The organism is Bradyrhizobium sp. Kon56 (genome assembly GCF_055807635.1).
In genome coordinates this window covers 204,290-220,036 of sequence record NZ_JBVVOU010000007.1, presented here as the reverse complement: position 1 = coordinate 220,036, position 15,747 = coordinate 204,290, and the positions used below count along the sequence as shown (strand labels likewise).

General features: G+C 64.1%; 14 protein-coding genes. 10 read left to right on the top strand and 4 right to left on the bottom strand.

Features of this window, described 5'->3' with window-relative positions:
• Positions 1 to 24: 24 nt before the first annotated feature.
• Complete coding sequence (locus tag AC0L3B_RS14170; protein WP_231190580.1) at positions 25 to 1,632, bottom strand: ABC transporter substrate-binding protein; 1,608 nt, start codon at positions 1,630 to 1,632, stop codon at positions 25 to 27.
• Between the two features lie 280 nt (positions 1,633 to 1,912).
• On the opposite strand from AC0L3B_RS14170, the gene AC0L3B_RS14165 reads away from it, so the two are divergent.
• The 8 genes from AC0L3B_RS14165 to AC0L3B_RS14130 all read left to right on the top strand — a co-directional run bounded on the left by AC0L3B_RS14165 (position 1,913) and on the right by AC0L3B_RS14130 (position 12,084).
• The gene (locus AC0L3B_RS14165) at positions 1,913 to 3,043 is read left to right on the top strand and encodes a M20/M25/M40 family metallo-hydrolase (protein WP_473380531.1); all 1,131 of its coding nucleotides are present in this window, start codon (positions 1,913 to 1,915) and stop codon (positions 3,041 to 3,043) included.
• Between the two features lie 168 nt (positions 3,044 to 3,211).
• Positions 3,212 to 4,153 carry an ABC transporter permease gene (locus AC0L3B_RS14160; protein WP_007602533.1) on the top strand — a complete coding sequence of 314 codons (942 nt, stop codon included), beginning with the start codon at positions 3,212 to 3,214 and terminating at the stop codon, positions 4,151 to 4,153.
• A gap of 20 nt (positions 4,154 to 4,173) precedes the next feature.
• Positions 4,174 to 5,061 (top strand): ABC transporter permease, encoded by an 888-nt coding sequence (locus tag AC0L3B_RS14155; RefSeq protein WP_018455317.1) that lies wholly within the window; start codon positions 4,174 to 4,176, stop codon positions 5,059 to 5,061.
• Between the two features lie 14 nt (positions 5,062 to 5,075).
• Positions 5,076 to 6,725, top strand: coding sequence for an ABC transporter ATP-binding protein (locus AC0L3B_RS14150; RefSeq protein ID WP_204513961.1), 1,650 nt, complete (start codon positions 5,076 to 5,078; stop codon positions 6,723 to 6,725).
• Positions 6,726 to 6,937: 212 nt separating this feature from the next.
• A complete protein-coding gene (locus tag AC0L3B_RS14145; RefSeq protein ID WP_473380530.1) occupies positions 6,938 to 8,443 on the top strand; it encodes a M81 family metallopeptidase in 1,506 nt (501 codons plus the stop codon).
• A 13-nt stretch (positions 8,444 to 8,456) separates the two neighbouring features.
• Positions 8,457 to 9,629 carry a M20 aminoacylase family protein gene (locus AC0L3B_RS14140; RefSeq protein WP_473332507.1) on the top strand — a complete coding sequence of 391 codons (1,173 nt, stop codon included), beginning with the start codon at positions 8,457 to 8,459 and terminating at the stop codon, positions 9,627 to 9,629.
• Positions 9,622 to 11,043, top strand: coding sequence for an amidase (locus AC0L3B_RS14135; protein ID WP_377830003.1), 1,422 nt, complete (start codon positions 9,622 to 9,624; stop codon positions 11,041 to 11,043). Before AC0L3B_RS14140 ends, AC0L3B_RS14135 begins: the two co-directional genes overlap by 8 nt.
• Positions 11,044 to 11,193: 150 nt before the next feature.
• Positions 11,194 to 12,084 (top strand): crotonase/enoyl-CoA hydratase family protein, encoded by an 891-nt coding sequence (locus AC0L3B_RS14130; RefSeq protein ID WP_085351100.1) that lies wholly within the window; start codon positions 11,194 to 11,196, stop codon positions 12,082 to 12,084.
• 12 nt (positions 12,085 to 12,096) lie between these two features.
• On the opposite strand, the gene AC0L3B_RS14125 is transcribed toward AC0L3B_RS14130, so the two are convergent.
• Entirely contained in the window at positions 12,097 to 13,074 is a 978-nt protein-coding gene (locus tag AC0L3B_RS14125) for an NADPH:quinone oxidoreductase family protein (RefSeq protein ID WP_085361714.1), read from the bottom strand.
• Entirely contained in the window at positions 13,074 to 13,682 is a 609-nt protein-coding gene (locus AC0L3B_RS14120; RefSeq protein ID WP_473380529.1) for a DsbA family protein, read from the bottom strand. Before AC0L3B_RS14120 ends, AC0L3B_RS14125 begins: the two co-directional genes overlap by 1 nt.
• 110 nt (positions 13,683 to 13,792) lie before the next feature.
• Between AC0L3B_RS14120 and AC0L3B_RS14115 the strand changes: the two genes are divergently transcribed.
• Entirely contained in the window at positions 13,793 to 14,815 is a 1,023-nt protein-coding gene (locus tag AC0L3B_RS14115; RefSeq protein WP_085351098.1) for a methionine synthase, read from the top strand.
• Complete coding sequence (locus AC0L3B_RS14110) at positions 14,784 to 15,047, top strand: hypothetical protein (RefSeq protein ID WP_473380528.1); 264 nt, start codon at positions 14,784 to 14,786, stop codon at positions 15,045 to 15,047. The genes AC0L3B_RS14115 and AC0L3B_RS14110 overlap by 32 nt, the downstream gene beginning before the upstream one ends.
• On the opposite strand, the gene AC0L3B_RS14105 is transcribed toward AC0L3B_RS14110, so the two are convergent.
• Positions 15,044 to 15,661, bottom strand: a complete 618-nt coding sequence (locus AC0L3B_RS14105) for a hypothetical protein (protein WP_473380527.1) — start codon at positions 15,659 to 15,661, stop codon at positions 15,044 to 15,046. The two genes, AC0L3B_RS14110 and AC0L3B_RS14105, sit on opposite strands and share 4 nt — an antisense overlap.
• Positions 15,662 to 15,747 lie beyond the last annotated feature (86 nt).

Sequence of the window (15,747 nt, the reverse complement as noted above, 5' to 3'; positions counted from 1 at the left end):
CGGACGAAAGGAAGGGCCTTTGCCCTACTCCGACTTGTCGACGTTCCAGAACAGCGGGGTCGCGGGACCGTCGAGCACGCCGGTCAGCGATTTGCGCCAGCCGCTCGGCAGGAGATACTGCCCCAGCGGGATGTAGATCACCTGCTCATAGGCTTCCTTCTGGATGTCAGAGGCGATCTTCTTCTGATCGTCGAGCGAGGCGGCGCGAACGAAGTCGTCCTTGAGCTTTTCGATCTTGGCGTTCTCGGCCCAACCGAACCAGCCCTTCTTGCCTTGGCCGCCGATCGAGAGATTGGCGATCGGGTTGGAGACGTCGGCCGCGACCCAGTTGGTGAAGAACATGTTCCAGCCGCCCTCTTTCGGAGGCTTCTGACTGGCGCGGCGGCTCACCACCGTCTGCCAATCGGTCGCTTGCAGGTCGACCTTGAAGCCGGCCTCGCGCAGCAACTGAGCCGCAACGATCGGCTGCGCCTTCAGCGTCGTGACATCGCCGGGGGCCATGATCACGATCGGGGTGCCGTCATAGCCGGATTCGGCGAGCGCCTTCTTGGCTTCGGCCATGCCGTTGCCCTTCACCAGGGTCTCGGCACCGGCCTCCGTCGCGAACGGCGTATCGCACACGAAGAAGGCGCCACAGACCTTCTGATATTTGGCGTTGCCGACGAGCGCGTCGAGAACGTCCTTCTGGTTTATCGCCAGAAAGGCAGCACGGCGCACTTTGACATTATCGAACGGCGGATAAAGGAAGTTCATCCGGCCGAGCGTCTGGAAACCGAACTTGTTCGAGACCTCGATCGTGATGTCCTTGTTCGCTTCCAGTAACGGGAGCATGTCGTAAGGCAGATTTTCCACGAAGTCGATGTCGCCCGACTGCAACGCGTTCACCGCGGTCTGCGAGTCCGGCATGGTGATCCACTCGACGCGGTCGACCTTCACCACCTTGCCGCCGGAGGTCCAGCTCGACGGCTCCTTGCGCGGCACGTAATCGGTGTTCTTGACATAGACCGCCTTCACGCCCGGCTGGAATTCCGACTGCACGAACTTGAAAGGACCCGAACCGATCTGCTCGGGGATTTGCTTGTCCGGCGGCGTCTCGGCCAGGCGCTTCGGCATCATGAAGGCAACGCGGGAGGACGGCTTGCCGATCGAGTCGAGCACGAGGCCGTAGGGCTCCTTCAGCTTCAGCGTGATGGTCTTGGCATCGGTCGCCTCGATGCTGGCGGTGAAGTCGAGCAGTTTCTGGCCCATGCCATCGACTGCGGCCCAGCGCTTGAGCGAGGCGACGCAGTCCTCCGCCGTCACCGGCGCACCGTCATGCCACTTCAGGCCGTCGCGCAGCGTGAAGGTGTAGGTGAGCTTGTCGTCGGAGATCTTCCAGTCCGCCATCTGCGGCTGGATCTTGAAGTTCGAATCGGGCGCCACGAGCGTGTCGTAGATCATGTAGCCATGGTCGCGCGTGATGTAGGCCGTGGTGAAGATCGGATCGATGATGCGCAGATCCGAATGCATTACCGCCGTGATGGTCTTGCCGGCCGCAAGCACCGGCGAGGCCAGTGCGGTCGAAAGCGCGACGAGCGACAGCGCAAGTTTGGAGGCGAACGCGCGAGGCCCCCGGCGCATCAACTTAAACATAAAAAGTTCTCCTGACGTGAAACTGTTCAAAGGCAGGTTATTGATTGAGCATCCGGTTCGTTCTTTAGGCGAACGAACCTCATGCAATGCCTTTATCTTTTCGAGACTTGCAGACGGTGCCGAGCGCGTCAATCCGGTTTCGCCGCAAGCCCAAGCGGCGCGCACACGGGCTCCACAAGGATCGGTTTGGCTCTACAACACTCTCCGCCTGTCCTGCCCCGCGCCGATGCAATGCGCGTTCCATGTTCCAAAGCCCAAGAGACATTGGAGAGACATTGAGATGAATCCAGCCAATCTTCCCTTCGATTCCGAAGCGATGCTCCAGGGTCTGCGCGGCTGGGTGGAATGCGAAAGCCCGACCTGGGACGCGAGCGCCGTGAACCGCATGCTCGATATCGCAGCGCGGGAGATGGCGATCATGGGTGCGACGATCGAGCGCATCGCCGGTCGCCAGGGCTTTGGCGGCGTGATCCGCGCCCGCTTTCCGCATCCGAAGCAGGGCGAACCGGGCATCCTGATCGCCGGACACATGGATACGGTCCACCCCACAGGCACCATCGAGAAGCTGAAATGGCGCCGCGAGGGTAACAAGTGCTATGGCCCCGGCATCTACGACATGAAGGGCGGCAATTATCTTTCGCTGGAAGCCATCCGACAACTGGCCCGCGCCTCGTTGACGACGCCACTGCCGATCACCGTGCTGTTCACGCCCGACGAGGAAGTCGGCACACCCTCCACGCGCGATATCATCGAGGCGGAAGCCGCGCGCAACAAATACGTGCTGGTGCCGGAGCCCGGCCGCGCCGACAACGGCGTCACCACCGGACGTTACGCCATCGCGCGCTTCAATCTCGAGGCGACCGGCCGACCCAGCCACGCCGGCGCGACCTTGTCGGCAGGCCGCTCGGCGATTCGCGAGATGGCGCGGCAAATCCTCACCATCGATGCGATGACGGGCGAAGACTGCACGTTTTCAGTCGGCGTCGTGCACGGGGGTCAATGGGTCAATTGCGTTGCCACGACCGCCACCGGCGAAGCGCTTTCGATGGCCAAGCGCCAGGCTGACCTCGATCGCGGCGTCGAGAGGATGCTGGCGCTCTCCGGTACAACCAATGATGTCACCTTCAAGGTGACGCGCGGCGTGACACGTCCGGTTTGGGAGCCTGATGCCGGCACCATGGCGCTGTATGAAAGGGCGCGCGGGATCGCCAAGTCGCTTGGCGCAGAACTGCCGCATGCGAGCGCCGGCGGCGGCTCCGACGGCAATTTCACGGGCGCAATGGGCATCCCGACTCTCGACGGCCTGGGCGTGCGTGGCGGCAACGGCCACACGCTCGAAGAGTATATCGAGGTTGAAAGTCTGGTCGAACGCGGCCGGCTGATGGCGGGGCTGCTCGCGACTCTGGAGTAACGGCGCGAGCCACATCGCCAAAACCGGGCCAGATCACCGAAACAAGTTGACCGCACTGCAAAAACGGTGGCCCGGATGGCATGGGAATTGCTGAAATGTTAGGCTGGTGGCAGAACCCCAGGCTCCAGCCGCTGTCTCTGATTTGACTCTCATCTGACGGGATCCAACTTGCTCGGATATCTCCTTCGCCGAATTCTCGCCGCCGTGCCCGTGATGGGCGTGGTGGCGCTGTTCGTCTTCCTCCTGCTCCGCCTCACTCCGGGCGATCCCGCCGCGATTCTGGCCGGCGACAACGCCACGCCGGAGCGGCTCGAGCGCATCCGCACCTCGCTCGGCCTCAACGAGCCGCTGATCGTGCAGTTCATCACCTGGCTGAACAAGCTGCTGCATGGCGATCTCGGAACGTCACTCATCTCCAACCTTCCGGTGATGAAGATGATCGGCCAGCGGGTCGAGCCGTCGATCTCGATCGCGCTGTCGACCATCATCCTCGCCGTCATCGTCGCGGTTCCCCTGGGTGTGATCGCGGCGTGGAAGCACGGCACCTGGATCGACCGCTTCGTGATGGGCCTGTCCGTGCTCGGCTTCTCGGTGCCGGTGTTCGTGGTCGGCTACATCCTGATCGAGGTCTTCGCGATCGACCTGCGCTGGGTGCCGGTGCAGGGCTTCCGCAGCATCTCGAACGGGTTTGGGCCGTTCTTCGAGCGCATCATCCTGCCGACCTGTGCGCTGTCCTTCATCTATATCGCGTTGATCGCGCGCATGACGCGCGCGGCGATGCTCGACGTGCTCGGCGAGGACTACGTCCGCACCGCGCGGGCAAAAGGCATCAACGAGGTCGCCGTGATGATGCGGCACGCGCTGCGCAACGCGGCCGTGCCCGTGATCACGGTGATCGGTACCGGCTTTGCGCTTTTGATCTCCGGGGTCGTCGTCACCGAGAGCGTGTTCAACATCCCCGGCATCGGCCGCCTCACAGTGGATGCGGTGCTGGCGCGCGACTATCCGGTGATCCAGGCGATGATCCTGCTGACGTCGCTGATCTATGTCGTCGTCAATCTCCTGATCGACGTCGCCTACACGCTGCTCGATCCCCGGATCCGGTACTAGGGCTAAGGATAACAACAAAAATGTCGGTCGATACCCTTCCCCAGTCCTCCATCCCGATCACGTCGCCGCTGCGACCGCGCCTCGGATTCCTGACCTCGACGCCGATCATCGCGGCGGCGACCATCTGCCTGGCGTTGGTTGTGCTGATCTCGATCCTGGCGCCGTTGATCGCGCCGTATGATCCGATCCAGCTTGCGCCCTCGCAGCGGCTGAAGCCCTCTTCGGCGCAATTCCTGCTCGGCACCGATGCCTATGGCCGCGACCTGCTATCGCGCGTGATGTATGGCGGACGCATTTCGCTTCTGATCGGCATCGGCTCGGCGATCATGTCGATCGTCATTGGGTTGGCGATCGGCCTCGTCTCCGGCTTCTTCAAGCTGGTCGATTCCGTCATGATGCGGATCATGGACGGCCTGATGGCAATGCCGAGCATCCTGCTGGCAATCGCCGTGGTGTCGCTGTCCGGGGCCAGCCTCTGGACGGTGCTGATCGCGATCACGATCCCCGAAGTTCCGCGCGTGGCACGCCTGGTGCGTTCGGTCGTGCTGTCGGCGCGCGAAGAGCCCTATGTTGAAGCGGCGATCTCGGTCGGCACATCCCTGCCAAAGATCATGTGGCGGCATTTGATGCCGAACACGATCGCACCTCTGATCGTGCAGGGCAGTTACGTCTGCGCGTCCGCGATCCTTACTGAGGCCATCCTCTCCTTCCTCGGCGCCGGCATCTCGCCGGAGACGCCGACCTGGGGCAACATCATGGCCGAGGGCCGTCAGTACTTCCAGCTCAAGCCGACGCTGATCTTCTGGCCGGGCCTGCTGCTCTCGATCGCCATCCTCAGCATCAATTTGATCGGCGACGCCGCCCGCGATGCACTCGATCCGCGCATGAAGCAGCGGGAAGGCAAATGATGACCGATCAAGTGATGACCAGCCCCATCCTCGACATCAACAACCTCGTCGTGTCCGTCGGCAAGAAGCCGAATGCTGCAAACATCCTCGACGGCATCTCGATCCAGGTGCACGAGCGCGAGACGCTGTGCCTTGTCGGCGAAAGCGGCTCAGGCAAGTCGGTGACCTCCCTGACCACGATGGGTCTGCTGCCGAAGGGCACGCTCGTTCCCACCGGCGGCAGCGTCAAGCTGGTCGGCGAGGAGATTCTCACCGCGACCGACCGCCGCCTGCGGCAGCTCCGCGCGACCCGAATGGCGATGATCTTCCAGGAGCCGATGACGGCACTCAATCCGGTGATGCCGGTCGGCCGTCAGATCGACGAAGTCCTGCGCGCGCACACCAAACTCGACGCGAAGGCGCGCAAGAAGCGTATCCTCGACATGATGGAGCAGGTGCGCCTGCCCCAGGTTGAGCGTATCTTTGCCTCCTACCCTCACCGACTCTCCGGCGGTCAGCGCCAGCGCATCATGATCGCGATGGCGCTCGTGCTCGAACCGAAGCTGCTCATTGCGGACGAACCGACCACCGCGCTCGACGTCACCACGCAGAAGCAGATCTTGACCCTGATCCGCGACCTCCAGCGCGATCACGGAACCGCCGTGCTGTTCATCACCCACGACATGGGCGTGGTCGCCGAGATCGCCGACCGCGTCGCCGTGATGCGGCAGGGCCGACTGGTCGAGACCGGAACGCTGGATTCCATCCTGCGCAATCCGACCATGGAGTACACCCGCAACCTGCTTTCCGCAGTACCGAGCCTGGTGCCGCGCGCGGCACGGCTTGAGACCAAGGAACCGGTGGTGCTGGAAGCCAACGAGCTTGGGAAGGTCTACCGCGAGCGCGCGTTCTTCGGTAAAGGCCGCGAGGTCGTCGCTGCCGACAAGGTCACGCTGACGCTACGCAAGGGTCGCACGCTCGGCATCGTCGGCGAGAGCGGTTCGGGCAAATCGACCGTGGCGCGCTGCATCGTCCGCCTGATCGACCCGACTTCGGGCGGCGTGCGCCTCTCCGGCCGCGAGATCTCGGACATTTCGCGGCGGCTGTTGCAGCCGCATCGGAAGAAGATCCAGATCGTATTCCAGGACCCTTACCGCTCGCTCAACCCGCGCGTCACCGTCGGCGAAAGCATCGCGGAAGGCCCCATCAATTATGGCGTGTCGCATGCCGACGCAATGAAGCGTGCGCGCGAATTGCTCGAGCTGGTCGGCCTGCCCGCCGATGCGGTCGCGCGCTATCCGCACCAGTTCTCCGGCGGCCAGCGTCAGCGCATTGCGATCGCCCGCGCGCTCGCGCTCGATCCCGACGTGCTGGTCGCGGACGAGGCCGTCTCCGCCCTCGACGTCTCCGTGCAGGCGCAGGTGCTGGAACTGTTCGACGAGATCCAGCAGCGGCTCGGCATCGCCATCCTGTTCATCACTCACGATCTACGCGTCGCAGCACAGATCTGCGACGAGGTCATGGTGATGCAACACGGCCGCGTCGTCGAGCAGGGTCCGGCCGCCGAAGTGCTGACGCATCCGAAGGAGGCGTACACCAGAGCCTTGCTCGAGGCAGCGCCAGGCCGCGGCTGGGATTTTGCTAACTTCCGGCCGGTGGCCGAGGGCGCGGCGGCTAGCGCCTAGTCTCTCGCCTCGTCATTGCGAGCGCAGCGAAGCAATCCAGACTGTCCCTGCGGAAGGATTCTGGATTGCTTCGCTTCGCTCGCAATGACGGCGGTTGCGACAAGCATTCCCAAAACGGCTTGACGCCATGCGCGGCGCGATTGCTTCCCGGCTTGCTCTCGCCGCAAGCACAGGGCTAACGTCGCGCACATTCAATTGCTGGACTTGAGTTGATGACACGTATCGCCGTCGGCGGCTTCCTGCACGAGACCAACACCTTCGCTCCGACGAAGGCGACCTTCGCAGACTTCCAGCACGGCGGCGGCTGGCCGGCGATGACGCAAGGTCCCGACGTGCTGAAGGTGATGCGCCGCATCAATGTCGGTCTCGCCGGTTTTGTCGACAGCGCCGAGGCCCACGGCTGGGAACTCATTCCAACGATTGCCTGCGGCGCGAGCCCTTCGGCGCATGTCACCAAGGACGCCTTCGAGCGCATCGTGAAGGTCATGGTCGATGGCATTGCCGCCGCCGGCCCGATCGACGCCGTCTATCTCGATCTGCACGGCGCGATGGTCACGGAACATCTCGACGACGGCGAAGGCGAGATTCTCGCGCGCGTGCGCCGCGTCATCGGCAAGGGCATTCCGCTTGTCGCGAGCCTCGACCTGCACGCCAACGTCACGCCCGAGATGATAGAGCATGCGGACGCGCTGATCGCCTACCGCACCTATCCCCATATCGACATGGCCGAGACCGGCCGCGCCTGCGCGCAACATCTCGCATTGCTTCTGAAGACAAAGCAGCGTTTCGCAAAGGCCTTCCGGCAATTGCCGTTCCTGATCCCGATCAGCTGGCAGTGCACCAACGACCAGCCGACCAAGGGCATCTACGAAAAGCTTGCCGCGCTTGAGAGCGAAGCGGTTCCGACGCTGTCCTTCGCGCCCGGCTTCCCCGCCGCCGATTTCCGCGATTGCGGGCCGAGCGTGTTCGCCTATGGCAAGACGCAAGCCGATGCCGACCGCGCGGCGGATGCAATCGTGAAGTTGATCGAAAGTCACGAGGACGATTTCGACGGCAAGATCTGGTCACCCGATGACGGCGTGCGCCACGCGATGGAACTCTCGAAGGGCGCGAGCAAGCCGATCATCATCGCCGACACCCAGGACAATCCCGGCGCCGGCGGCGATTCCGACACCACCGGCATGCTACGCGCGCTGGTGCGCAACAAGGCGAGTGCTGCGACCGGCGCGATCTACGATCCGGAATCGGCCAAGGCCGCGCATGCAGCCGGCGCCGGTGCCACCGTGACGCTGTCGCTCGGCGGCAAGTCCGGCATTCCCGGCGACGAGCCCTATCGTGAGACCTTCGTCGTTGAAAAACTCTCCGACGGCCGTTTCATCGCGCCCGGGCCCTACTACGGCGGCCGCGAGATGGAGATGGGCCCCTCCGCCTGCCTGCGCATCGGCGACGTCCGCGTTGTCGTCTCCTCGCACAAGGCGCAGCTCGCCGACCAGGCAATGTACCGCTATGTCGGCATCGAGCCGACCGAAGAGAAGATTTTGGTCAACAAGAGCTCGGTGCACTTCCGCGCCGATTTCGAGCCGATCGCAGAAAAGCTGATGATCTGCGCCGCCCCCGGCGCGATGCCCGCGGACACAGCCACGCTGCCATGGACGCGCCTGCGGCCGGGCATCCGCATCAAGCCGAACGGCCCGATTTTCACTCCCTCCTCACGCTAACTGGACAGAACACATGCCCACGATCGACCGCATCGACGGCTATGCCGACGAACTCACTGCTATCAGGCGCGACCTTCACGCCCATCCGGAAATCGGCTTCGAGGAAGTGCGCACCTCCGGAATCGTCGCGGACAAGCTGAAGAGCTGGGGCATCGAGGTGCATCGCGGTCTCGGCGGTACCGGCGTGATCGGAGTCATCAAGGGCAAGGGTTCGAGCGGCAAGCGTATCGGGCTTCGCGCCGACATGGATGCGCTGCCGATGGAGGAGAACACCAATCTGAAATGGAGCTCGAAAATCCCCGGGCGCTTCCACGGCTGTGGCCATGACGGCCACACCACCATGCTGCTCGGCACCGCGCGCTACCTCGCGGAAACCAGGAACTTCGACGGCACAGTGCACCTGATCTTCCAGCCGGCCGAGGAAGGTCTCGGCGGCGCCCGCGCGATGATCAAGGACGGGCTGTTCGAGAAATTTCCCTGCGACGAACTCTACGGCCTGCACAACGCGCCCGACCTCAACCACGGCGAGATCGCGATCCTGCCCGGCCCCGCGATGGCCAGCGCCGACTTCTTCGACCTCCGCATCACTGGCTACGGCGCGCACGGTGCGATGCCCGAACGCTCCAAGGACGCGGTGATCATCGCGACCACGCTGGCGCAGGCGATCCAGACCATCGTCAGCCGCAACGTCGAGCCGCTGCAGGCCGCCGTCGTCTCGATCACGCAGATTCACGCCGGTTCGGCGTACAACGTCATCCCCGGCGAAGCGCATCTTTGCGGCACCATCCGCACTTTCTCGAAAGAAGTCCGCATCCTGATCAGCGAACGCATTCGCACGATCTGCACCGGCATTGCGAGCGCCTATCAGTGCGTGATCGACGTCGACATCCGCGACACCTTCGATGTGCTGGTCAACCAGGTCGAGCAGTCCAAGGTGGTCGAGGAGGTCGCGCGCACCATCGTCGACCCCGCCAACGTGATCACCCGCGCCCAGCCGAAGATGGGCAGCGAGGATTTTGCCGACATGCTTCAAACCATTCCCGGCGCCTATTTCTGGGTCGGCCACGACGGCTCGGTGCCCGTGCACAATCCCGGCTTCGTGCTCGACGACAAGATCCTGCCGATCGGTGCCAGCATGTTCGCCCGGATCATCGAGACCCGGATGCCGGCGGGTGCCCATGCATAAAAAGGGTGTCGAAGAGGAAGTCACCTCGCTGCACGATCTCTCTGCGGTCGATCTGATCGCGGGCTATCGCGCCAAGCAGTTCTCGCCGAGCGAGGTGCTGGAAGACGTGCTCGCGCACGTCGCCGCGTGGGAGCCGCACCTCAAGGCGCTTTATGCATTCGATCCCGACGGCGCGCGCGAGACCGCGAAGGCCTCGACCGCGCGCTGGTCCGGGGGCGAGCCGTCCGGAGCGCTCGACGGCGTGCCGGTGACGGTGAAGGACAACATCGCGACCAAAGGCGTGCCGGTGCCGCTGGGCGCGGCCAGCGTCAAGCTCGTGCCGGCCGAGAAGGACGCACCGCCCGCCGCGCGCCTGCGCGAAGCCGGCGCGATCATCTTTGCCAAGACCACCATGCCCGATTACGGCATGCTGTCCTCGGGGCTGTCCTCCTTCCACGCGCTCGCGCGCAATCCCTGGGACCTCTCCAAGAACCCCGGCGGCTCCAGCGCCGGCGCGGGCGCCGCGGCCGCGGCCGGCTATGGTCCGCTGCATCTCGGCACCGATATCGGCGGCTCGGTCCGCCTGCCCGCGGGCTGGTGCGGCCTCGTCGGATTGAAGCCGAGCTTTGGCCGCGTGCCGATCGATCCCACCTATGTCGGCCGCGTCGCCGGCCCCATGACCCGCACCGTTGACGATTGCGCGCTGATGATGAGCGTGATCGCAAAACCCGACCGGCGCGACGGCATGAGCCTTCCAGCGGAGCCCCTCAACTGGAAGGGGCCGGAGAAATCCCCGCGCAAACTGCGCATCGGATTGATGCTCGATCCCGGCGTTGGCCTGGCGCTGGAGAAACCGGTGCGCGAGGTCGCTGTGAAGGCGGCGAAAGCGTTCGAATCCGCAGGCGCCGTCGTCAGCGAGGTCGACGGCATCCTCACGCGCGAGATGCTCGACGGCCTCGACAACTTCTGGCGCGCACGGATGTGGGATGATCTGTCGAAGCTGACGCCGGCCGAACAGGCAAAGGTGCTGCCCTACATCTTCAAATGGGGCGAGTCCGGCGCAAAGCTGTCCGGCGTCGACGTCATCAGGGGCTTCAACCAGACCATGGCAATCCGCGCTGCGGCATCAAAGCTGTTCTGCGAGCTCGACTATGTGATCTCGCCGACCGCGCCGAACGTGAATTATCCGGCGGAGTGGGCCTCGCCGACCAACGATCCCATGAAGCCGTTCGAACACATTGCCTATACCGTGCCATGGAATATGTCGGAGAATCCGGCGATCTCCATCAACGGCGGCTTCGACGCCAAGGGTTTTCCCATCGGCGTGCAGATCGTCGGCCGCCGCTTCGACGATATCGGCGTGCTTGGCATGGCCAAGGCTTTCGAGAGCCTGCGCGGGCCGCAGAAGCCCTGGCCGAGCCCGCCGGCGAATTAGATACACTCCGTCATGGCCGGGCTTGTTGTTTAGACTGGCCATCCGCGTTCTCTTACTGGCCGCCACATGCCCAGTCCGCGCAAGACGGACGCTGGCGGCTATGCATGACGTCTCTTCGAGACAGAATTCAGGACAGGGAAGGAAACCACCATGGCGTATGAGACGATCAAATACGAGGTCGCCGAGCAGATCCTCACCATCACGCTGAACCGGCCCGACAAGCTCAACGCCTTCAACGCGCAGATGCAAGGAGAGCTGATCGACGCGTTCGACGCCGCCGACAAGGACGACGACGTCCGCGCCATCATCGTCACAGGCGCCGGTCGCGGGTTTTGCGCGGGCGCAGATCTTTCGTCGGGCGCGGACACCTTTGATCGCGACGCGCGTCGCGGACCGGTGAAGCGCTTCGCCGACGGCAAGGTCGACTACAGTGATTCTCAGGTGCGCGACGGCGGTGGCCAGGTGACACTGCGCATCTTCAAATGCCTGAAACCGGTGATTGCCGCGGTGAACGGTCCCGCGGTCGGCATCGGTGTTACCATGCAGCTCGCGATGGACATCCGCATCGCCTCCGATGCCGCGCGCTTCGGCTTCGTGTTCTCCCAGCGCGGCATCGTGCCGGAGGCGGCCTCGAGCTGGTTCCTGCCGCGCATCGTCGGCATCTCGCAGGCGCTGGAATGGTGCTATTCGGGCCGCGTCTTCCCGGCGCAGGAAGCCCTCGCAGGACGTCTCGTCAGCAAGGTCGTGGCCCCCGATGATCTGCTGCCGACCGCCCGGGCGCTCGCCAAGGAATTCGCGGCCAAGACCGCGCCGGTATCGGTGGCGCTGATCCGGCAGATGATGTGGCGCATGATGGGCGCTGACGACCCGATGGAAGCCCACAAGGTCGACAGCCGTGGCATCTACGCCCGCGGCCGCTCCGACGACGTGAAGGAAGGCGTGGTGTCGTTCCTGGAAAAGCGCCCTGCGCAGTTCAAGAACAAGGTATCGAGCGATATGCCGGATTATTTCCCGTGGTGGACTGAGCGGGAGTACAAGTGACCTTGTAGGCACTTAGTCCATCAACAACGCCACACGCCCGATCGCCTTGCGGTCGATCAGCAACCGCATCGCCTTCGCAACCTCCTCCAGCGGCAGGCGGTGCGAGACGTGGGGCCGCAGCTTGCCCTCTTCCGCCCATGTGAGCAGCGCCCTCAGGCGCACTTCGCCAAGCGCTGGATTTTTCCGCACGGCCTCGCCGGCACGCACGCCGAGCACGCTGGCGCCTTTGATCAGCAAGAGATTGGTTTTCGCCGAGCCGATGCCGCCGGTGAAGCCGATCACCAGCAGCCGTGCGCCCCAGGCGATGCAACGCATCGAGTTTTCGAACACTTCTCCGCCGACGGGATCGAACACGACGTCGGCACCGCGCCCGTCGGTAATACGTTTGACAGCATCACGAAACGGCTCGCGATCGTAGCGCACGAGATGATCGGCGCCACGCGCCTTGGCGACCGCGAGCTTTTCGTCGCTGGACGCCGTCGCGATCACGGTGGCACCCAGCATCTTGCCGATCTCCACGGCAGCAAGGCCCACGCCACCGCCGGCGCCATGCACCAGCAGCACCTCGCCCGGCGCAACCCGGCCGCGGTCGATCAGCGCGTGATAGGCGGTGCCGTGCCCGGCGAGATAGGTCGCGGCTTCCGCATAGTCGAACGTCGATGGCATCGGGGTGAGCTGCGACGGTGTCACCACGGCTTCATCCGTGAAGGCACCGTGTCGCATCTTGACGATGACCTTGTCGCCGAGGAAGACGCCACTCGCCTCTGCGCCGACCTCGGTCACGTCGCCGGCCGCCTCCATGCCCGGCGTGAACGGCAGCTCCGGCTTGAGCTGGTATTCGCCGGCCGCCATCAGCACGTCGGGAAAATTCAGGCCGGCGGCACGGATCGCGACGCGCACTTCGCCCGGCTTCAGCTCGCGCGACGGAAACTCTTCGAGCTGCAATTTTTCGGGCGCGCCGAGCGCGCGGCAAACGACAGCCCGCACCATCAGGCCGCGCTCGCCTTGCCGCGCAGCAGCGCCTCGCGGATCAACGGCAGGCGGTCATTGCCGAAATACATGTCGGTCTTGCTGAGAAAGATCGTCGGCGAGCCAAAGCCGCCGCGGGCGACGACTTCTTCGGTGTTGGCCTTGAGCTGATCCTTGATCCCCTGCCCCGAAATGCCCGCGAAGAATTTCTGCTCATCGACGCCGACCTTCCTGCAGATCTCCGCGAGCACTGAATCCTGCGAGATGTCCTTGTCCTCGCCCCAATAGGTCTCGAACACCGCCGTGGCGAAAGGCACCGATTCCTGCCCGAGCCAGATGCAGCCGCGCATCGCTTTCACGCTGTTCACCGGAAATACCGTCGGCGGCATCTTGATCGCGAGACCGGCCGAGCGCGACCAGTCGGCAAGGTCCTTTTTCATGTAGCGCGCCTTCAGCGGCACCGGCGTCTCACGCTGCGCGTAGACACTTGGGTTGACCGTATTGAAGATGCCGCCCACCAGGATCGGCCGCCAGATGATCTCCGCGCCAACCTCCCTGGCCAGCGGCTGGATGTTGTGGAAGGCGAGATAGGTCCAGGGGCTGGAACAGTCGAAGAAGAATTCGATCATGGCGTTTCCGGTCCGGCGCCGCCGGTTTCAAGGCGACTTTTGTTGTTCTGTACCTCGACGTTAAGACATGGCAGGAAGGGGCGCAATCATAACCCGCCGAGAGGGCCGCCATGCTGTTTCCAACCACGATCGCCGGCTCCTTGCCGAAGCCGGAATGGCTCGCCGAACCCAACATGCTCTGGGCGCCCTGGAAGTCGCAAGGCGACGAGCTCGTCCGCGCCAAGCGCGATGCGACGATGCTTGCCGTTAAAGTCCAGGAGGACGCCGGGATCGACATCGTCACTGAGGGCGAGCAGGCCCGGCAACATTTCGTCCACGGGTTCCTGGAGAAGATCGAGGGCATCGATTTCGCCCACAAGGTCGAGATGGGTATCCGCAAGGATCGCTACAAGGCGATGGTGCCGCAGGTCGTCGCCCCGCTCCGGCTGAAGAGCCGCGTCCACGCCGACGAGGCGCGTGTCGCCCGCGCGCACACGATGAAGAAGCTGAAATTCACCCTGCCCGGCCCGATGACCATCATCGACACCATTGCCGATCGCTACTATGGCGACCGCGTCAAGATGGCCTTTGCGTTCGCCGAATTGCTGAACGAGGAAGCCAAGGCGCTCCAGGCCGACGGCGTCGATCTCGTGCAGTTCGACGAGCCCGCGTTCAACGTCTATATGGACGAGGTCAACGATTGGGGCATCAAGGCGCTGGAGCGCGCCGCGCAGGGCCTGACCTGCGCCACCGCCGTGCATATTTGCTACGGCTACGGCATCAAGGCCAACACCGACTGGAAGGAAACGCTCGGCGCGCAATGGCGGCAGTACGAGCAGATATTTCCCGCGATCGACGCCAGCCCAATCCAGCAGGTCGCGATCGAGTGCCGCAACTCGAAGGTGCCGCTCGACCTGCTTGCGCTGCTCAAGACCAAGATCGTGCAGGCCGGCGTGATCGACGTCGCCAGCGACACGGTGGAGACGGCCGAGGATGTCGTGCAGGTGATCGACGCGGTGTCGAAATTCGTACCCAAGAGCAACATCATCGCCACCACCAATTGCGGCATGGCGCCGATGCGGCGCGAGATCGCCGAAGCCAAGCTGATGGCGCTCGGCGCCGGTGCCGCGCTGGCACGCGAGAAGCTGGGTTAAGGATGTGATCCGTCTGGCGTTCACCATTGCAACGCTTGCCGCGTTCGCGCTGTCAGCGCGCGCAGAGGATCGTTCCATGCTTCTCAATTGCAAGGCAATCGTGGAGCGTGCGTCGAAGGATGCGAATGCCGCGAGCGAAGCCGAGCTGACGCGCTGCCGCCAAGTGATCCGCGAATGGGCGCTGCGCGATGCGCGGACGACAGTGGATGAGCACGGCAAGCCGCTGCGCTAGCGGCGCGCGGTCGGATGCAGCACGGGCTTATATCCAGCGATGATCGCGCGGAGCGTGGAAGGCGGCGTCAGCAGCATCGGGTGATCGAGGGCGCTCGTATGCGGGGTGTAGCCCGCGGGTGACCACTGCAGCGCCTTGCCCTGCGCGAGGAGGAAGCAGTCATCGCCCTGTTGCACCATCGCGCCGTCAGGCAATTCCGCGAGCGGCATCGACAGCACATGCAGCCGCTTCTTGCCACGATCGAGCCGCTCCCGATGCAGTACGGCATCCATCGCCTTGGCGCTGATGCCGCGGGCGTCGTTGCCCATCTCCCATGCAACGCGAAATCGCTTCGCATCGTCGCGGCGGCAGAAGAAGCAGGGCCGATGGCCGGCGGCAAAAGCCGTGGCCTCGTCGAGGAAGAACAGCTCGGTCCAGCTCCGCCGCGCCATCACCGGCCGACGCCAGCCGCGGAATTCGCACAGGCAGGTGATCCAGGCCGGCGACGACCAGCGCTTTTTCAGCAGCGTCTTCGTCGCGGGATCATGAATGATGCCGCGGTTGCCGGTGAACATGCCGCGGTGCGGTGTCGCGATGATCTCGCCGGTCGGCGTGACGCGGTTTTGCAGGGGCATGGTCGCCTCCACCGGTCATTGCGAGCGAAGCGAAGCAATCCAGAAATGCATCCTCGGAGGTAGCCTGGATTGCTTCGTTGCTTCGC